We start from the raw sequence: 16,809 nt of genomic DNA, 5'->3' as shown, positions 1-16,809 counted from the left end.
ATACTAGATAAACAATTTTATAATAAATCCTCTTGTTCCCAATCATCAATTTCGGTTAGGAACTTGGTAAAGGCTTGTTGATCCTTAAATGATGGAAATTCTCCCAACATAACCGGATCAACCTGTTTGGCACCATTGCCGGAATTTTGCAGAATTAAAATGGCCTTTTGAGCGGCACTGTTTTGGAACAGTTCCTTCGGCAAATTCAGTAATCCCTGCAAATAAACTTTTCCCTGCATCCATTTAAGCAACTGTTTGGCTTCAGTCGTCTGAAACAGCTCACTTGGTACCAGAAAGAATCCAAAGCCGCCTTTTTTAACGTGCTTCATGCCAAACTCAATCAGCAAATGATGAACATAGGAATGTCCGGATTCGGAATGGGTCTCGAATCCTTTTGCATTTGCGTCAATCGGATAATAGCCGATCGGTAAGTCACTCACGACTGCATCGACAACGGGTGCCAAAACATTTTGAATGGCGTCCTCATGGAACAGCTCCGCATGAATTTTTTGCAGTTCAACGGAATCGGCTGCCAATTCAAACATCGCATCGTCATTTTCAATTCCGGAAATTGTTGGGGTAACCCCAATACTTGTCTCAAGTTGGTGGTAAATCGCCGTTAAAAGATTTGCGGTTCCCATAGCCGGATCAAGAATGGTTAATTCCTTTTTGCTGTGGAAAATTCCGGAAATGATGTAACCAATAACATTCGCAATTGTGTCCGGAGTTATTTGATAATTTGCTTGAATCTTATCAATTCTAATGGCCTTTAAAAATGCCATCTGAATTCCTTTACGAATCGTTTCGGCAGTATATTGATCGGCATCAAAGTCTGCATAAATATTAGTCAGCTTTTTTGCATCAGCTGAAGTCAATCCTTCAAAATCGTTATCATCACTCTGCATAAATGAGAGTGTATCGATTAACGAATCCAAATACGATTGATCTTCAGCTTTTTGAATTAGCTCAGATGAACTGTCCAAGATGCTAAAAAGCTGTTCGATCTTTCCTTCAGCCAGAACTCTCAACTCCTTTATCCAATAGTTGAACACTATTAAATACTACCAGATAAGTTGTTAATAATTCAAGTTAGATTGTCATTTTAAAACAAAAAGCAGCCACTATTCGTGACCACTTGTGCGTTTGAAATGAACATGTTTGTGGTGCTTTGCCTGAACCACTCGTTGACGCATCATTCGTTCCTGCTCAGTGATTTGCTGAATCGATCCCAGCTCTTGCTTGTATGCTGCAAGCTGAAAAATTAAGCAGGACAACAAAACACCGACAAAAATAACAGCCACCACTGTTAATGAGCCATTTTTATATTTATCGTTTTTTGAACGGTATTTTTGAATACGATGAACACTTCTGACCATTTTCAAATGTGACATCAGTCCGCAAACACCCCCTGTCTTTGCACCATCTCACTTGGCGGATATTGGGCAGCAACGGCATGTGGCCCTTGTATGAACCGGTTAATCGAATCATATCTTGATACTGCTCAACTTTGTACGGTTTATGATTTGTTCGACTATATAAAAGGCACCGGTTAAAATCACATTTTTGAATTTCAAATTCATATCGATCCGATTCCAGCAGACTTAAGTACGAATGAAAGTGAATGACATTCTGGCTGTTTACATTTCGGGTACAGGAAATCATCACCGTAATCATGCAAATTGCCAAGACGCTGATAACAACGCTGACCAGTCCTTCAATCAACAGATAGCCGGGCTTGCTTCGATGATCATTTTTCCATGATTTCAGCTTCATATCTTGCCCTCTCAGAAATCATCACCTGTTCACTGGCGTCGATCTTTTGATTCATTTGGTGAATCGCTTGAATATAAAACAAACTAAACGTGCAGATAATGGTTAGGCCGATCAATGAATCAACGATTGTAAAAGCCGGTACTTTAGTTTTTCTCAACGTGATAACCACTCCATCCCATCTGAACTTTCTGATAATATTTCACCCGGTTGTTTTGATCCAACCAGATAACCGTTGTTGGCGCCGAAAAACCGTCCTGATAAGCATAAAGATTTCTAACACGACTGACATGCATGGTGTTTGGAATTTTAAGGATTTCTACTTTATGGTTTTCATCGGTTGTCGGTTTCAGATACGAGGGTGCGAAAATAATTTTCTCGTCCTGAATGACAATGCGATATGAAATGTCATTGGCCTTGGCATTTAAAGTCATCCGAGTCCAGGTGCTTTGAAAAGAGTGCCAAAAAATTGTTTCGCTGGCATTTCCAGACTGGACAACTTTGATCAGCATAAGATTAATCATCAACACACCGATGACCACACCCAAATAGACAATTAGTTCAACAACAGTAAACCCGGTTCTACTTTTTAACTTCATTATGACTAATTTTTAATCCTTCATCTTTAGCCTGCTTAATCTGTTTGGCCGTCAAATAGCCGCCCTTTGCCAACTCCGGAAAGCTCACGGTCTTGGCCATTGGATGTTGACTGAAGTAGGCATCGATTTGGGCTTGGACAACTTCAGTCATTGCCGAAGAATGAACCGATTGCGCATGCTTTCTTTGATTTGAAAGATTTGGAATAATAATGAGAATCAGCAACGAGATAATAAATAGGACAATTGTCATTTCAATTAATGTAAAACCACTTCGCATCTTTTTAACCTGTTTTTTCATTTCAATACATTCCCTTCACTGAGTTATAAATTGGTATTAACAGTTGAAAATAGGTTGAAACAATCGTAATGCCAATGACGATAAACATTGCCGGCTGAATGAATCCGATCATCTTGTCGGTCGCAAGAATCATCTCGTCAAACATTAGCCGCGAATAGGCCGTCATTGAATTGGCCATTTCTGGAATCGTATTGCCGGAGCTCATGAATTTAACGATTTCATTTGGAATAAAATTATGTCGATCCACCAGGCCTTTGAACGATCGGCCTTCAAGTAACGTTGTGTGAAGTTTTTCTCCGAGCAAATGAATCAGAGAACCCGATTTAAATTCGGATAATATCGCATAAATTTCCTGAACACTGAGCCCATTTTTCAATAGCGTCGCCAAATTACTGGCCAAATAGTAGGCAATGTACTTTCTGACAAGTTTGCCGACAAATGGAAGCTTCACAATCATTTGAGCTTGAGTAATTGCATCTTTTCGGCTCCAGCAAATAACGGCGCCGATTAAACTGACGACAACTGGCACCGGCAGCCATTTGAGAATCCTGAGATACCCAGTCGATTGATAGTCCGCGCCGACATTCGGCATAAGCTCGCGAATCTGTGGAAAAACGTATAGTCGAATCATCAAAATAAGGACGCCTAGAATACAACAGAGAAATAACGGATAGATCAGCATCGCCTTAATCTTCTTTAATTGCTTTAATCGCAGCCGGTCAAACTTTGCCAACTCATTTAAAATCTCGCTTAGTTGACCGTGCTTTTCAGCAATCAGCAACTGATGATACGCTTGGGTTTCAATCAATGGCCGAACGCCTTCAGAAAAATCATTTCCACTTTTCAGAGAAGCAATGATTCTTCCAACTCCGCGGGCCAACTGATGATCAGTTTCGGCGATAAACTTCAATGCTTCAGTTAAGGAAAATCCGATCGACAATAGGTTTGCCAATGAATCAAAAAAAGCTGCCTGAATTTGGACCGGCCATTTTTTAACCGAGTTCGAATCGTTTTGCAGTTTCGGGTGTAACCAGCTTGTTTTCAACAGCTGTTGATAATCCATCCTGCCATTCACTCCAGTCATAAGATTTAAGATTTTCAAGTTCGAACAATTCATGCGCCATCAGCATGGCTCTTTGGCCACCATCAACGGTTGGAATTAAGCGTTGATAGGCAATTCCCGTCAGGGCTTGAGAAATAAAAGCGTCACTGATTCCAAGCTGCTTGAGCCTTTCAATGACTCCCAACGGATCTTGAGCATGAACTGTTGTATATACCAAATGTCCGCTCAGTGCGGCCTTAATTGCAGCTGAAGCGGTCATTGAATCGCGAATTTCACCGACAATAAAGACGTCCGGCCGATGACGCAACCCCACCTTAATCAGGTCAGTGTAATCCATCCCCGCATCATGATTGACCTGTAACTGCAGAAAACGGGGTTCTTTAATTTCAATTGGATCTTCGATGGTCATCACAAACTGGTCTGTCACCAGCTGTTTGACCAAATTGTAAATGGTCGTGGTCTTCCCTGAACCGGTTAAACCTGAAAAAACGATCAATCCCCGTTTACGACTCATTTCAGAAATGAACTGAATCTGGCCTTCATTAAAAAAGGCGGTCTGAACATCATCCAAGTGGTAAATAATCCGGATGACCAGTGATTCCAATCCATTAAAATTTCCCACGGAAGAAAGTCTTAAAAAGTATCGTTCATCCCCACGCGACCAATCCATCGATCCAATTTGCGGCCGCCGTTGTTCGCTTAATGCCATATCGGCAATGTATTTGCAATAATTCATCATTCGCCTTGCCTGCAGATAACTTAGCCGTTTCCAAGTGGTTACTTGGTGTTGATTTCGGATTTTTACCAAATACCCATCATTATCGGGCAAAAAGTAAATATCACTTGCCCGTTTATTAACAGCGTCGGTTAAAAGCAGATTGACATGTTGACTCATTTCCATTAATTTCACCTCACGCATATTACATACGAAGGGAAACTGGTCTTTTATTTTTTTAGACAAAAAAAGATGACTAATCAAAAGATTAGTCATCTCACTTAAAGGATTATTAATTTATTCCTCTGGTAATTTAGCTGCTTCATAAACGTCTTGAACATCGTCATTTTCTTCAAGTTCGTCAATTAAGCCGGTGTATTGAGGAATTTTGTCTTCGGGAACATCGGTTGTGTTCTCAGGGAACAAACGAACTTCAGCAGTATCAGTATCGTAACCCTTCTTTTGCAAAGCATCACGAACTGTGTCCATTGACTTAGGGTCAGTGAAGATTTCGTATGCGTCATCACTGGTCTTCATGTCATCGGCACCTGCGTCAAGTGCGTCCATCAACATTGTATCTTCATCGGTATCGAGACCATCACGAAGAATAACAATGTAGCCTTTACGATCAAACATATATGATACTGATCCGCTGGTTCCAAGAGTTCCACCATGATGAGTAAATGCTGAACGAATTGCAGCAGCAGTTCGGTTCTTGTTATCCGTCAAAGCTGAAACCATGATGGCTGTACCACCAGGACCATAACCCTCATAAGTAATTTCTTCGAATTTGGCTCCACCAATACCTGAGGCCTTATCGATTGCACGTTGAACGTTGTCCTTAGGCATGTTGGCAGCCCGTGCTTTTTCCATCACTAGACGTAATTGAGGATTATTTTCTGGATCAGGATCACCTTTTTTAGCGGCTTGATACAAGTCACGTGATATTTTTTGGAAGATCTTTCCACGTTTAGCATCCTGAGCGTTTTTACGCCCTTGAATGTTATGCCATTTTGAATGTCCTGACATAATAACTCCTCTTTTCTAAAATTTATTAGCTGATTATAAACATACGACAACATTTTACCAGATACGACCACCTGTTTCAAGAAAGCATAGCCATTATCTGTCTGATTCCTAAAAAATATTGAGTAGACAAAATGAGTGTCCCTGTCTGGGATCACTCATCATCATTCTAATGAGGCTTTTTATTTAGTTGATTCGCGCTTCATCAAACCATAAGGCAACAAAACGTCCTTTTCATCAACTGGCTCGTTATGCATCAACTTGGTAAGCAGACGCATTGCAACGGCACCAATATCATACAAAGGCTGAGTAATGGATGACATCTTTGGTCGAACCATTTCGGTCAACTTCGTATCATTACTGGTAATAATTTCAAAGTCGTCAGGCACCTTTACGCCGGCATCCGACATCCCATTCATAATTCCAGCTGCCAATTCATCATCAGTTACCATTGCTGCAGTGGCGTTAACTGACATCAGTGCAGGTTGAAGCAAAGTTCCGGTCTTGTATGTATCATCCGTTTCGAAGACCAGCTTGTCGTCATAAGGAATTCCCGCACTCTTCAAGGCCTGTTTGTAACCCTTCAGGCGGAACTGACCATTAATGGCTTGTTCCAAAGGTCCACATACAAATGCAACCCGCTTGTTACCGCGATCAATCAGGTTCTTAACCTCTTCTTGAACAGCGGCGGTATAGTCGATATTAACTCGGGCATAGATGTTCTGCTCATCAACTGAACCGGCAAAAACGATTGGGGTCTTGGTCCGTTTAAACTCTTCTCGGAGTTTATCGGTAATCTCATTACCCATGAAAATAATGCCGTCCACTTGTTTTGACAGCAAAGTGTTAAGAACATTAACTTCTTTTTCACCATTTGAATCAGAGTTGGTCAAGATAATATTGTACTTGTACATTGTAGCAACATCATCAATTCCACGTGCCAATGAAGCAAAGTACATGTTGGTCACATCAGGAACGATTACACCGACAGTTGTCGTTTTCTTACTTGCCAAACCTCTGGCAACAGCGTTAGGTCTGTAATCCAGTTTTTCAATAACATCCAGAACTTTTTTCCGAGTTGCCGGCTTTACATTGGCATTTCCATTGACTACTCGAGAAACGGTTGCCATCGAGACACTAGCTTCTCTGGCAACATCATAAATTGTGATTGTTTGTTTGTCCATAAAGATAGCCCTTTCTTTCTCGTTAGAATATGTTTTCATCGATTTTCAAAACATCATCTAATATACCAAATAAAAAGGTTTTCAGCAAATTGAAAACGTTTTCAGTTAAATCATAAACTAAGATTGCTGAAAATTCAAGTGAAAACGGAACTTTACGGCGATAATCGTAAATAAATTCAAAATAATTTGATATGATATACTGTTTTTAAATAATAAGGAGTGATTCCATGAATAAGATAGAAAAAATCCAAAACTGGCTGGCTGAAAATGGCCAAGACATTGCTTTGGTAACCGATCCTAAGACAATTCAGTACCTCACCACTTTTTACAGCGATCCAGTTGAACGAGTGCTCATGATGGTTATTTTTAAAGACCACGAGCCCTTCATTTTTGGCCCTGCGTTGGAAACGGAAGCTATCAAGGATACTGGATGGACTTCTCCGGTTTACGGCTACCTGGACCATGAAGATCCATGGGTCATGATTGCCGATCGCGTCCACGAACGCAATACAGCTGACACTCATTTTGCAATTGAGAAAAATCAGCTGTCAGTTACTCGTTTGGAAGCTTTACAACAAGTATTTCCAAATGCGGACTTTTCAGCTAATTTAACACCATTTGTTGAACAAATGCGCTTAATCAAGTCTGATGACGAAATTGAAAAATTAAAGATTGCCGGAAAATGGGATGATTTTGCCTTACAAAAAGGCTTCGAAGCCGTCAAAGTTGGTAAAACCGAAGATCAAATTGCTGCTGACCTGCAGTACGCTTTGATGCAAAACGGCATCATGGAATTAAGTTTCCCTTCATTGGTTCAAGCAGGTGCGCACGCAGCTGAACCGCATGGCGCAACCAGTGAAAACAAGGTTCAAAACAACCAGCTTGTTCTGTTTGATTTGGGGACTGTCTGGGATGGCTACATTAGTGATGCTTCAAGAACAATTGCCGTGGGTAAACCTGATGAAAAATCGATGGATATCTACAAGGTTTGTCTGGAAGCTCAGTTGTCTGCTCAAGCTGCTGCCAAGCCCGGCGTCACCGCAGAGGAGCTTGATAAAGTTGCTCGAGACGTCATTTCAAAAGCCGGCTATGGCGAATACTTCATTCACCGACTTGGTCATGGAATGGGCATGAGTGAACATGAATTTCCATCCATTATGGCCGGAAACAAGATGGAGCTCCAGCCAGGCATGTGCTTCTCAATTGAACCTGGAATTTATATTCCAAACGTTGCCGGAGTTCGAATTGAAGATTGTGTTCACATTACAGAAAATGGCTGTGAGCCATTCACGCACACAACCAAAGAATTACGATATATTGAACAATAAGGCAAAATAAAAAAGCAACCGTAACGGTTGCCTTTTTTATTTATTGTCATCACTGTCATCAGTGATCGGAATTTCATTTTGACTGTCGTCATCTTTATGTGGCTGTGGATCAAGATCATCGGCAGAACTTGGAATGCCACTGTCTTGGAAAGCATCCTTGGCATCAACAACGATATCGTCTTGATCATCCTGATCATCAACATCATCATCAGACTGCTTTGATGTAAATCCCTTTGCTTTATCGGCAAATTGAGATTTGGCATCACTAACAGTGCCCTTGGTGTTTTCCATTTCATCATGAATGACGTCTTTCAAATCGCTCACAGCGTCGTTGGCGTAGAATGCGTAGTCAACTGCCCGATCACGTAACTCATCGGCCTTATCCCGTGCATTCCGCTTGATTTCGGCTTTCTTTGCTTCATCCAACTTTTGATATGCTGCATACAAACCGGCCCCTAATGCACCGGCAAATAAACCTAACGCTAATTTTTTACCCATTATAATCATCCTTTCAAATCATTACTTCGTGGTCTTTTGTGAATTGTGTCGGTTGCGGTACATGTTCCACGCACCCTTGCCAAATTTTCCGGCAAGACCTCCGGAAACACCCTTCTTCCCAGTGTTCTTTACTCGCTTGGTCAGATTTTGGGTTGCGCTGTTTAAGCTTGAAACACTTTCACCTAAATCAGCTGCAGCTTGGAATACGGGTGTCACAATATTCAACTTTTCGTCAACATCTTTAACCAAATCATTGGAAGTTGACATAATTTTATCAGTTTGCTTGGCAATGACATCTACGTTACTGGTCATTGTCCTAATTGTTGAATTTACTTCTGAGATAGTTCTGCTTACCTTTAGTAAAAATAGTCCGATAAAGATTACCAAAAGCAAAAATGCAATTGCGGCGATCAGGCCGGCGATTTGTCCAGCTGTCATCATTCTTCCTCCTTGTGCAACATTTACTTAAGAATAGCATTCCAACAATGGTTTGACAATGAAAATGAACGGGGAATGGTTTCTTTTACCCACCCAATTTGCTAAGATAATGGTATATACAAAGTGAGGAATCGCGATGATAAATAACTTGAATTTGATAACTTTAGGAATCAACTGGCAAAAATATTTTCATATGGTCGATTGGGACCGCTTGGCAATGACGATCTTGGAAAAGGTGGTCCTGTTAATCCTGTTTACCATCCTCTTTTTAGTCTTTAAGCGGATTGGTAAAGGCGTCATCAACCACTTTTTCAAACGTTACCGGATGAAATACCAAAATACGGTTGCTGAAAAGCGAATTAAAACGTTCCACACGTTGACGATCAATATTTTGAACTATTGCTTATGGTTCTTCTGGATCTACTCCATCCTGTCAACAATCGGGGTTCCTGTTGGGACGCTGGTGGCATCTGCCGGAATCTTCAGTTTAGCGATCGGTCTTGGCGCCCAGGGATTTGTGACCGACATTGTGAGTGGCTTCTTTATCCTATTGGAAAAGGAAATTGAAGTCGGTGAATATGTTCAAATTGGCACAATCAAAGGAACGGTAACTGCTGTTGGGATTCGAACAACCCAAGTGGTCGGCGATGACGGAACGTTAAACTTCATCCCCAACCGGACAATTACCACAATTGCCAACATGTCCAGAAATAACATGACGGCCATGATTCAAGTTGGAATCTTCCCGCAAACCCCCGTCGAAAAAGTGACCGAAATTATTCGAAAAGTCAATGATAAAGAGGTTCCCAACTACCCCGATATTGTTGGCAAACCCAAGATTTTAGGGACCATCAGCCTGCCGAATGGCAAGTTGGTTATCCAAGTCAACATTACAACTAAAAATGGCAGCCAATACGAAGTTTCCCACAACTTTTTGGCATTTTATCTTGCCGAGATTAATCGTGCTGGAATCGAACTTCCATCAAGTCCAACGCTGGTTTCCGGACAGGCTCATTCATGATTTTGAATATTATTTTATATGTAAAAACGGATGTGGCAATCATTGTCACATCCGTTTTTGATTAAAAGCTTTATCTATTAATAATCCCTTTTGTTCCTTGAACTTTCGCCTTTTTAGTTTCACTGGTCGATTTATGGTTATAAACCGGCAATGCAATGTAGTGTTTATTGAAATTATGCGCAAGAAAATTAATTTCTTTGAAAAGCTCACGACGGGTAATAATTCCCTTAAAGTGATTGTCCGAATCAACAAACACCAGAAAGTTCTCATCAACGAGGTAACGCATAATTGCCTCCAGATTGTCCCGCTCATAAATGGTTGGCACATCTTTTTGCATTATTTGTTTAACTTTAACCGATTCCAATGGCCGACTGGTGATTCCAGTATCTTGAAGCATCAGTTCTGTGATCATTGGTAAAGAAACCAGTCCTTTGAAATGATTATCATTATCCAGAACCGGAATCTTGGCGTATTTAACCTTTGTCAGAACCATAAAAACATGTTGGAGATTATTATCCTGATTAACGGTCGCAACCAGGTCGGCGGGAATCAAAATATTCCGCTTGCTTTCTCTCATGACAGTTTCAATCGGTTTATCGATCATGTAAAAGTAGACTCCTTTTCTGCTAGTAGGTAAAACGTCGAGCTAATTTTTTCACTGGTTGAAAATCACGATTGTAAAACTGAACCGTATATTGATGCTGATCCGATTCAATGATTGCGTAAGTTCCACCAATGACTGCGAACTCCCCTCGAGGCTGAGAAATACTTCCCGGATTGACAAACAGCATGCCATCGTCAAAAGTCGTGCCCACCTGGTGAGTATGGCCAAACAAAACCACGTTGGCAGCCAAACTGCAAGCATATAATTCGAGGTTCAACAAACCACCGTTGACATTTTGATGATGACCATGGGTAACTAATATTGTTTGGCCGTCAATTGTTTCAACGTCATGATCAGGAAAAGCAGCTAAATCCATATTGCCTTGAACAATGTGAAGTTTGGCAACCAATGGATCATCAATTGATAATTCGGAATCTCCACAATGAAAGATGCCGTCTACTTTGCCGTCATAGCGATCAACCAATTGTTGGACAATTTTTTCGATCCCCGTGACTATCACTTACCGCAACGATTTTCATTAATCCCACAGCTCCAATAATTGACTCAATAAGTTTCGAATGGCATTACCACGATGACTAATCATATTTTTATCATGAGTCGTCATTTCGGCAAGCGTCTTTTGCTGAGCCGGAACATAAAATAACGGATCATAGCCAAAATTATCATTACCACGACGGGCTCTTAAAATTTGGCCGTCGATTCTTCCTGAGGAGACAACTCTGTCACCCTCTGGAGTTAAATATACCAAGACAGATTCAAAATAGGCAGACCGATCCTGCTTATTTTGCATTTCCTTAAGTAATTTATTGTTATTGGCATCATCATCGTGATCCCCTGCGTAACGAGCAGAGTGAACTCCCGGTTGGCCATTTAATGCGTTGACAACCAACCCGGAATCATCAGCAATCACTGCCTGATGGGTAAAATTCATAATGCCAGTTGCTTTCAATGTGGCATTTTCCTCAAATGTGGTCCCAGTTTCGTCAATCTTAGGGACATTGTCGAAATGTTTCAGTGATTTGATCGTAACGCCAGTGTTTTTAAACGCGTCTTCAAACTCAATGACTTTATGCACGTTCTGTGACGCAATCACAATTGAATCAGGTCTTTTCATGTTATCAAACTCCTTTAAATGTCTAACTGAACTGCAGAAATAGGTGTTCCAAGCAGCTTATCGGCAATCTTTGAAAAATCAACCGGGTTACCGGTTGTATAAAATTTTCGTTCGGAATGACTCTGATTATCTGTCAAAGCCTGATGGGATTTCAAATATGCCAACACTTGTTGAGCGGTCGCAATTCCCGGATCCACGAGGGTCACGTCATTTCCAACAACGTTTTTAATTTCTTGACGTAAAATCGGAAAATGGGTGCATCCCATAACCAAGGTATCAATTGGTTTATCCATGAACCATGCCAGTCGATTATTAACGGCAACTTGAGCCTCCACCGTTCCGGCCAAGCCCTGCTCAACCATGGTGACAAATTCGGGACAGCCCAATGAGGAGACGACCGCATTGGGATTGTGGGCCTTGATCAATCGTTCATAATCTCCCGATCGAACGGTACCATTTGTGGCAATCACCCCAATTTGATCTGACTTTGATGCCTCAACTGCCATTTCAGCACCAGGTTCAATTACCCCAATGACCGGAATCGGCAGAATCTTTTTTAAATATTCATACGCAGCTGCAGTTGCGGTGTTGCAAGCAATCACAAACATTTTAACGTTTTGCTCAACCATATAATCCGCAATTCGTTTAGTTAATTTTTTAACAGTTTCAGAACTCTTTTGCCCGTATGGTAAATTGGCCTGATCCCCAATAAAGATGTACGATTCATTTGGGAGGATTTTAGTAATTTCTTTTAAGACGGTAAGTCCGCCGACCCCCGAGTCCATAACGCCAATTGGCCGATTATCCAACAGAATTCCTTCTTCCCTTGTTTCAATAACATTATTATCTTGCAAACGAATCTTATGTTCAACTTAAAACAAGATTAATGATTATATTGTATAATTAATTTATTACATTTTGCATTGATGGAGATTAAAAAATGGATAACGAAGTATACAAAAGTTTTATGAATAATGACACGATGAAAAGCCTTCTGGGACAGGAATTGATTCGTGATTCACTGATCCCTGAGATTTTAGGCAAAGACTCCCACGAAATTTCGTATTGGGCTGGCAAGCATTTGGCAAGAAACCATCGCTTGGCAACTTATGAAGATTTGGAAACTTTCTTCAAGCAATTCAAATTTGGGGACCTTAAGCTTCTTAAACGGTCAGGCAACCAAATTAATTGGCAGCTTGGCGGAGAAATTGTTGCCCAGAGATTGAAGGCTTACGATGATCCCGACTTTTATTTGGAATCCGGATTTATTGCCCAGAGCTGTCAGTACATCCTGAATCAGCAGGCCGAAGCAGAGCTTGAAAAAGCCAATGTCAACAAAGGCTTTGTCTTACTGAGCACTTATTTGAGTCCTGACAAGCCAAATGACGGTCAGGAAGCTTCCTCAATTTTCCAAATTGTGGAACCGGATGAGGATGCCAAATCAGAAAACGAAACAAAATAACGTTCCAGATGCCCCACCACGGATTTTGTGGTGGGGTTTTATTGTCTTTTCGCGGCCACAAAAAAACGAGCCACCGCAGAACGGTAAAGCTCGTAAACGACCGTTTAAAATCAAATCATTGATGTGATTTATCCAGCGTACTGATCCAAAACTTTCTTCACTTGAGCTTTTGGATGATATCCAACAATGGTATCAACCACTTTACCATCTTTTTTAACCAACAAAGTTGGAATGCTCATGATCCCAAATTTGGCCAGGGTCTTAGGATTCTTATCAGCATCCATCTTAGTGAACTTAACGTTGTCCATTTCTTCTGCCAACTCTTCAATAACAGGCGTCTGCATACGGCAAGGACCACACCAGGTTGCCCAAACATCGGTCAAAGTAACACCTTCGGCAGTATCTTTTTCAAAAGTTTGATCTGTAGTTTCTTTAAGCATATTAAAAACACTCCAATCCTTTAATAGTTTAATACTAACAATTTTTTAGCAAAAAGCAAACAAGTTGCACACAATCATTCTCATTTTAATTTAACGACGGTTGAGCCGTCGCCACCGGCATTTGGTGCCGAATAGCCAAAGCTTTTAACCCGTGGATTACGCTTCAAATACTCGGTAACCCCTTTTCGCAAAGCCCCGGTTCCTTTACCATGAATAATCGTGACTGAAGGATAACCGGCAAGCAGAGCTGAATCAATGTAACGATCAACTTCCGTCATTGCTTCTTCGTAGCGATGGCCACGGAGATCCAGTGTTGGTGACATACCGGCCGAATGGGTTCTGGAAACATGGGCTTGATACTGACTCTTATCCTGTTTGGCTGGCTTGGATTTTTCAAGATCGGATTCTTCGATTTGCATCTTCAAAATCCCAATTTGAACATCCCAGGTATGATTTTTATCTTTTCGGAGTAACGTCCCCTGTTGGCCATAAGATTTAACCAACACGTCGTCTCCAGGATGAAAATCATGCTTGGCTTTTTCTTTCTTCAAGACTTTGTTCTTCGTCAGGTTGGGAGCTGTTTCCAGCTTGTTCAAAGCCCCTTTGGCATCAATCAACTCGTTTTCCTTGACGGCAACCTTGCCAATTTGAGCTTGTTTTTTATGCAGATCGTCGATAATTTGGTCGGCTTTTTTCTTTGCTTCTTCAACCACTTGATTGGCCTTTTCTTTGGCTTGCTCAGTTAGGCGGTCTTTTTGATTTTCATACTTTGTAAATTTATCCTGTAATTCATTATGAAGCTTGGTAGCGTCTTTTAATTGACCACCAAGTTCGTCAGCTTCATCGTGAGCCCGCTTAGTTTGCGTTGTAAGCTCTTCAATCATGTTGTTGATGTCTTGGTTCTCCGTGTCGGTAAATGACCGTGCCTGGTCAATAATGTCCTTTGACATCCCCAATTTGCTGGCGATGTTCAACGCATTACTTTGACCGGGAATTCCAAGTAGGAATCGGTATGTCGGCCGAAGGGTATCAACATCAAATTCCATGGAAGCATTAATGATTCCCGGACGGTTGTATGCAAAGGCTTTTAATTCGGGATAGTGGGTGGTGGCAATCAATTCACAGCCAACTTTGTGGAAGGCATCAATAATTGCCATCGCCAGGGCTGCCCCTTCTTTAGGATCAGTTCCGGCACCCAGCTCATCTAAAAGGACCAGGCTCTTGGAACTAATTTGTTTGAGAATAGTGATGATGTTGTCCATATGTGACGAAAATGTACTCAAATTGGCTTCGATGGATTGTTCATCACCGATATCGGCGAATACATTATCGAAAACCCCAATTTGGGAATCTTCATTGGCCGTAATGAACAGACCGGACTGTCCCATTAACTGAAGCAGGCCGACCGTTTTGATCGTAATTGTTTTACCACCGGTATTGGGTCCGGTCACAATAATGGTGTTGTACTTATCGCCAATCTCAATATCATTGGCAACCACTTTATCCTTGGGAATTAAAGGATGGCGGGCCTTTCGCAAATTAATAATATTCTCTTTGGAAACTTTGGGAAGGACACTGCCAGTGGCATGAACAAATTTTGCCTTGGCGTTCACAAAGTCCAATTGGCCAACCAAATCCATATTCGCAAGCAGCTCATCCCGATGTGGTCGGATCAGGTCTGTCAGTTCACCCAAGATTCGGCGGACTTCAGCCCGCTCGGCCAATTGGTCTCGTCTCAACTGGTTGTTCATTTCAACCACGTTGCTTGGCTCAACATACAGTGTTTGACCGGAAGCACTTTGGTCATGAATAATCCCGCCAAACCGTTGCTTGTACTCTGATTTGATTGGCAGAACAAACCGGCCGTCACGAACGGTAATAATCGGTTCTGACAAGTATTTGGCATCAGATCCTTTAATGAATTTGCCCATTTTGGATCGGATGTTACTTTGAGTCGCAACAATTGTCCGTCGAATTGAGCGTAATTCAGATGACGCGCCGTCTAATATCCGGCCGTCATCGTCAACAGATGCCACCATTCGTTTGGTTACTTCGGGCATCAAGGTCAATCGATTAATGATTGCCGGCACCGACTTCAAATGAACCTCTTCATCTTCCAAATCATGAAAGAATTCGGTTACAACCTGAACCACCCGTAGAAGCTTGGTGATGTGAGAAAGTTCAGTCCCGCTGAGTGAGGCATTTTCAATTCTCAGTCGCTTCATGTAAGGAGAGATTTCAGTTAATTTGGGAATTGGGATCTCACCTTTAAGCCGAACAATGTCCGCACCATCAGAAGTTTGCTCAAGCCGTTGATTAACGGCTTCAAATGACGAACTGGGTCTCAGGTTGTGAACAATTTCTCGTCCCCGATCAGTTGTCAGGTATTTAGCCAACTGTTCTTTAATTTTGCCATATTCTAATGTTTCTAAAACTTTTTCGTTCATACATTAACCTCACTAGAATGCTGATTCCAAATCTGAATCATTTTATCTGAGAGAATCGGCGTTTTCTTAACAATCCATTGAGAAACCGGAGATTGCTGGTATTGGTCCTGAATACTTTGACTCGGAAGGATCAACAAGAAATTCAATACAATAAAAATAAACAAATATTTGATGATGAAGTCGGCAGCTCCACCAAGCAGTGAATTCAACTGATGAATAATTGGCAGCCTTGTTAATGGCGATAACAAATTGCTTAAGCCGCGGACAATGCGCCAAACAATCCCAAATAACAAAACAAATATAACCCATTTCACAATGACTTGGGCAGTTTCATTATCACTTCCTTGAAAAATGGCGTTGTTGATGACATCTGCAATTGGCGATGTGCCGATAATACTGACAAAAGTTGCCAAGACAAAGCCGATTAAACTGAGTACTTCCGCCACAAATCCTTTCGACAGACCGTGCAGAAAGCCAAATATTAAAATCAATATGATTCCAATGATAAAAACCATTTAATGAGCCTCTTTATTGTTGACCTTTTCTTCGATTTCAAACTGTTTGGAAATGGCGTTAAACGCAATTAATATTGCCCGCTGCTCTTCAGTGGAACTGGGCATTGCTTCATGGAGCTGCTTTAACTGTTCGTTAAGCAGATCAGTTACTGCCTGCATGTGTTCCGTAGTTCCTTTACCGATCAGGACATAATCCTTACCGCCAATGGTTGCTTTAAAGCGTTGTTTTTCGTTATTTGACATTACATCACATCCTAATTTATTTC

The 16,809-nt window shown here is 41.3% G+C and carries 22 protein-coding genes and 1 pseudogene; 3 read left to right on the top strand and 20 right to left on the bottom strand.

Annotation, left to right across the window (positions count from 1 at the left end):
* Window positions 1–17: 17 nt before the first annotated feature.
* From DNL43_RS09145 to ccpA, 10 genes are all read right to left on the bottom strand, one after another.
* The gene (locus DNL43_RS09145) at window positions 18–1,028 is read right to left on the bottom strand and encodes a class I SAM-dependent methyltransferase (protein WP_056982564.1); all 1,011 of its coding nucleotides are present in this window, start codon (window positions 1,026–1,028) and stop codon (window positions 18–20) included.
* A gap of 93 nt (window positions 1,029–1,121) precedes the next feature.
* A complete protein-coding gene (locus DNL43_RS09140; protein WP_054768992.1) occupies window positions 1,122–1,376 on the bottom strand; it encodes a hypothetical protein in 255 nt (84 codons plus the stop codon).
* Complete coding sequence (locus tag DNL43_RS09135) at window positions 1,327–1,662, bottom strand: ComGF family competence protein (protein ID WP_225364640.1); 336 nt, start codon at window positions 1,660–1,662, stop codon at window positions 1,327–1,329. The genes DNL43_RS09140 and DNL43_RS09135 overlap by 50 nt, the downstream gene beginning before the upstream one ends.
* Before the next feature lie 85 nt (window positions 1,663–1,747).
* Window positions 1,748–1,930, bottom strand: a complete 183-nt coding sequence (locus tag DNL43_RS09130) for a hypothetical protein (protein ID WP_056982560.1) — start codon at window positions 1,928–1,930, stop codon at window positions 1,748–1,750.
* Window positions 1,917–2,369 (bottom strand): pilus assembly FimT family protein, encoded by a 453-nt coding sequence (locus tag DNL43_RS09125; RefSeq protein WP_056982558.1) that lies wholly within the window; start codon window positions 2,367–2,369, stop codon window positions 1,917–1,919. The genes DNL43_RS09130 and DNL43_RS09125 overlap by 14 nt, the downstream gene beginning before the upstream one ends.
* Window positions 2,353–2,667, bottom strand: coding sequence for a competence type IV pilus major pilin ComGC (gene comGC / locus DNL43_RS09120; RefSeq protein WP_054768993.1), 315 nt, complete (start codon window positions 2,665–2,667; stop codon window positions 2,353–2,355). The genes DNL43_RS09125 and comGC overlap by 17 nt, the downstream gene beginning before the upstream one ends.
* A 1-nt stretch (window position 2,668) precedes the next feature.
* Entirely contained in the window at window positions 2,669–3,730 is a 1,062-nt protein-coding gene (locus DNL43_RS09115; protein ID WP_056982557.1) for a type II secretion system F family protein, read from the bottom strand.
* Complete coding sequence (gene comGA / locus DNL43_RS09110; protein ID WP_056982555.1) at window positions 3,660–4,631, bottom strand: competence type IV pilus ATPase ComGA; 972 nt, start codon at window positions 4,629–4,631, stop codon at window positions 3,660–3,662. Before comGA ends, DNL43_RS09115 begins: the two co-directional genes overlap by 71 nt.
* A 111-nt stretch (window positions 4,632–4,742) precedes the next feature.
* Window positions 4,743–5,474 carry a YebC/PmpR family DNA-binding transcriptional regulator gene (locus DNL43_RS09105; protein ID WP_056982553.1) on the bottom strand — a complete coding sequence of 244 codons (732 nt, stop codon included), beginning with the start codon at window positions 5,472–5,474 and terminating at the stop codon, window positions 4,743–4,745.
* Between the two features lie 179 nt (window positions 5,475–5,653).
* Window positions 5,654–6,655 carry a catabolite control protein A gene (ccpA, locus tag DNL43_RS09100; RefSeq protein ID WP_056982551.1) on the bottom strand — a complete coding sequence of 334 codons (1,002 nt, stop codon included), beginning with the start codon at window positions 6,653–6,655 and terminating at the stop codon, window positions 5,654–5,656.
* A gap of 227 nt (window positions 6,656–6,882) precedes the next feature.
* Between ccpA and DNL43_RS09095 the strand changes: the two genes are divergently transcribed.
* A complete protein-coding gene (locus DNL43_RS09095) occupies window positions 6,883–7,983 on the top strand; it encodes a M24 family metallopeptidase (protein WP_056982549.1) in 1,101 nt (366 codons plus the stop codon).
* A gap of 36 nt (window positions 7,984–8,019) precedes the next feature.
* Here DNL43_RS09095 and DNL43_RS09090 read toward each other — a convergent pair whose 3' ends face one another.
* Together DNL43_RS09090 and DNL43_RS09085 are read right to left on the bottom strand one after the other, a co-directional pair.
* Window positions 8,020–8,481, bottom strand: coding sequence for a YtxH domain-containing protein (locus tag DNL43_RS09090; RefSeq protein WP_054768994.1), 462 nt, complete (start codon window positions 8,479–8,481; stop codon window positions 8,020–8,022).
* A gap of 21 nt (window positions 8,482–8,502) precedes the next feature.
* Window positions 8,503–8,919: a DUF948 domain-containing protein gene (locus tag DNL43_RS09085; RefSeq protein WP_056982546.1), complete on the bottom strand. Its 417-nt coding sequence runs from the start codon at window positions 8,917–8,919 to the stop codon at window positions 8,503–8,505.
* A 136-nt stretch (window positions 8,920–9,055) separates the two neighbouring features.
* Between DNL43_RS09085 and DNL43_RS09080 the strand changes: the two genes are divergently transcribed.
* Window positions 9,056–9,940, top strand: coding sequence for a mechanosensitive ion channel family protein (locus tag DNL43_RS09080; RefSeq protein WP_054768995.1), 885 nt, complete (start codon window positions 9,056–9,058; stop codon window positions 9,938–9,940).
* Between the two features lie 70 nt (window positions 9,941–10,010).
* Here DNL43_RS09080 and cbpB read toward each other — a convergent pair whose 3' ends face one another.
* From cbpB to murI, 4 genes and pseudogenes are all read right to left on the bottom strand, one after another.
* Window positions 10,011–10,544 carry a cyclic-di-AMP-binding protein CbpB gene (cbpB, locus tag DNL43_RS09075; protein ID WP_054768996.1) on the bottom strand — a complete coding sequence of 178 codons (534 nt, stop codon included), beginning with the start codon at window positions 10,542–10,544 and terminating at the stop codon, window positions 10,011–10,013.
* Window positions 10,545–10,566: 22 nt separating this feature from the next.
* Window positions 10,567–11,083 (bottom strand): annotated as a pseudogene (locus tag DNL43_RS09070) (metallophosphoesterase).
* Window positions 11,083–11,679 carry an XTP/dITP diphosphatase gene (locus DNL43_RS09065; protein WP_056982544.1) on the bottom strand — a complete coding sequence of 199 codons (597 nt, stop codon included), beginning with the start codon at window positions 11,677–11,679 and terminating at the stop codon, window positions 11,083–11,085. Before DNL43_RS09065 ends, DNL43_RS09070 begins: the two are co-directional and overlap by 1 nt.
* Before the next feature lie 14 nt (window positions 11,680–11,693).
* On the bottom strand, window positions 11,694–12,464 hold the full coding sequence (murI, locus tag DNL43_RS09060) for a glutamate racemase (RefSeq protein WP_056982625.1): 771 nt from the start codon (window positions 12,462–12,464) through the stop codon (window positions 11,694–11,696).
* A gap of 155 nt (window positions 12,465–12,619) precedes the next feature.
* On the opposite strand from murI, the gene DNL43_RS09055 reads away from it, so the two are divergent.
* Complete coding sequence (locus DNL43_RS09055; protein ID WP_056982542.1) at window positions 12,620–13,141, top strand: DUF2507 domain-containing protein; 522 nt, start codon at window positions 12,620–12,622, stop codon at window positions 13,139–13,141.
* Window positions 13,142–13,269: 128 nt separating this feature from the next.
* On the opposite strand, the gene trxA is transcribed toward DNL43_RS09055, so the two are convergent.
* The 4 genes from trxA to DNL43_RS09035 all read right to left on the bottom strand — a co-directional run bounded on the left by trxA (window position 13,270) and on the right by DNL43_RS09035 (window position 16,786).
* A complete protein-coding gene (trxA, locus tag DNL43_RS09050) occupies window positions 13,270–13,581 on the bottom strand; it encodes a thioredoxin (protein WP_056982541.1) in 312 nt (103 codons plus the stop codon).
* Between the two features lie 80 nt (window positions 13,582–13,661).
* Window positions 13,662–16,028, bottom strand: a complete 2,367-nt coding sequence (locus tag DNL43_RS09045; protein WP_056982539.1) for an endonuclease MutS2 — start codon at window positions 16,026–16,028, stop codon at window positions 13,662–13,664.
* Window positions 16,025–16,543 carry a CvpA family protein gene (locus DNL43_RS09040; protein WP_109249014.1) on the bottom strand — a complete coding sequence of 173 codons (519 nt, stop codon included), beginning with the start codon at window positions 16,541–16,543 and terminating at the stop codon, window positions 16,025–16,027. The genes DNL43_RS09045 and DNL43_RS09040 overlap by 4 nt, the downstream gene beginning before the upstream one ends.
* Window positions 16,544–16,786 carry a cell division protein ZapA gene (locus DNL43_RS09035; RefSeq protein ID WP_054768998.1) on the bottom strand — a complete coding sequence of 81 codons (243 nt, stop codon included), beginning with the start codon at window positions 16,784–16,786 and terminating at the stop codon, window positions 16,544–16,546.
* Between the last annotated feature and the right edge of the window lie 23 nt (window positions 16,787–16,809).

It is taken from the genome of Lentilactobacillus kefiri, assembly GCF_009739535.1.
In the GTDB taxonomy this organism is placed as follows: Bacteria; Bacillota; Bacilli; order Lactobacillales; family Lactobacillaceae; genus Lentilactobacillus; species Lentilactobacillus kefiri.
Note: the sequence above shows the minus strand (reverse complement) of the source record. Positions and strands in the feature narration are given on the sequence as shown.

What these genes read in the sequence shown, in the direction of transcription:
- DNL43_RS09140 (WP_054768992.1), bottom strand. Translation starts at nt 1,376, where the DNA reads ATGGTCAGAAGTGTTCATCGTATTCAAAAATACCGTTCAAAAAACGAT.
- DNL43_RS09135 (WP_225364640.1), bottom strand. Translation starts at nt 1,662, where the DNA reads ATGATTTCCTGTACCCGAAATGTAAACAGCCAGAATGTCATTCACTTT.
- DNL43_RS09125 (WP_056982558.1), bottom strand. Translation starts at nt 2,369, where the DNA reads ATGAAGTTAAAAAGTAGAACCGGGTTTACTGTTGTTGAACTAATTGTC.
- comGC (WP_054768993.1), bottom strand. Translation starts at nt 2,667, where the DNA reads ATGAAAAAACAGGTTAAAAAGATGCGAAGTGGTTTTACATTAATTGAA.
- DNL43_RS09115 (WP_056982557.1), bottom strand. Translation starts at nt 3,730, where the DNA reads ATGGATTATCAACAGCTGTTGAAAACAAGCTGGTTACACCCGAAACTG.
- comGA (WP_056982555.1), bottom strand. Translation starts at nt 4,631, where the DNA reads ATGGAAATGAGTCAACATGTCAATCTGCTTTTAACCGACGCTGTTAAT.
- DNL43_RS09105 (WP_056982553.1), bottom strand. Translation starts at nt 5,474, where the DNA reads ATGTCAGGACATTCAAAATGGCATAACATTCAAGGGCGTAAAAACGCT.
- ccpA (WP_056982551.1), bottom strand. Translation starts at nt 6,655, where the DNA reads ATGGACAAACAAACAATCACAATTTATGATGTTGCCAGAGAAGCTAGT.
- DNL43_RS09095 (WP_056982549.1), top strand. Translation starts at nt 6,883, where the DNA reads ATGAATAAGATAGAAAAAATCCAAAACTGGCTGGCTGAAAATGGCCAA.
- DNL43_RS09090 (WP_054768994.1), bottom strand. Translation starts at nt 8,481, where the DNA reads ATGGGTAAAAAATTAGCGTTAGGTTTATTTGCCGGTGCATTAGGGGCC.
- DNL43_RS09085 (WP_056982546.1), bottom strand. Translation starts at nt 8,919, where the DNA reads ATGACAGCTGGACAAATCGCCGGCCTGATCGCCGCAATTGCATTTTTG.
- DNL43_RS09080 (WP_054768995.1), top strand. Translation starts at nt 9,056, where the DNA reads ATGATAAATAACTTGAATTTGATAACTTTAGGAATCAACTGGCAAAAA.
- cbpB (WP_054768996.1), bottom strand. Translation starts at nt 10,544, where the DNA reads ATGATCGATAAACCGATTGAAACTGTCATGAGAGAAAGCAAGCGGAAT.
- DNL43_RS09065 (WP_056982544.1), bottom strand. Translation starts at nt 11,679, where the DNA reads ATGAAAAGACCTGATTCAATTGTGATTGCGTCACAGAACGTGCATAAA.
- murI (WP_056982625.1), bottom strand. Translation starts at nt 12,464, where the DNA reads ATGGACTCGGGGGTCGGCGGACTTACCGTCTTAAAAGAAATTACTAAA.
- DNL43_RS09055 (WP_056982542.1), top strand. Translation starts at nt 12,620, where the DNA reads ATGGATAACGAAGTATACAAAAGTTTTATGAATAATGACACGATGAAA.
- trxA (WP_056982541.1), bottom strand. Translation starts at nt 13,581, where the DNA reads ATGCTTAAAGAAACTACAGATCAAACTTTTGAAAAAGATACTGCCGAA.
- DNL43_RS09045 (WP_056982539.1), bottom strand. Translation starts at nt 16,028, where the DNA reads ATGAACGAAAAAGTTTTAGAAACATTAGAATATGGCAAAATTAAAGAA.
- DNL43_RS09040 (WP_109249014.1), bottom strand. Translation starts at nt 16,543, where the DNA reads ATGGTTTTTATCATTGGAATCATATTGATTTTAATATTTGGCTTTCTG.
- DNL43_RS09035 (WP_054768998.1), bottom strand. Translation starts at nt 16,786, where the DNA reads ATGTCAAATAACGAAAAACAACGCTTTAAAGCAACCATTGGCGGTAAG.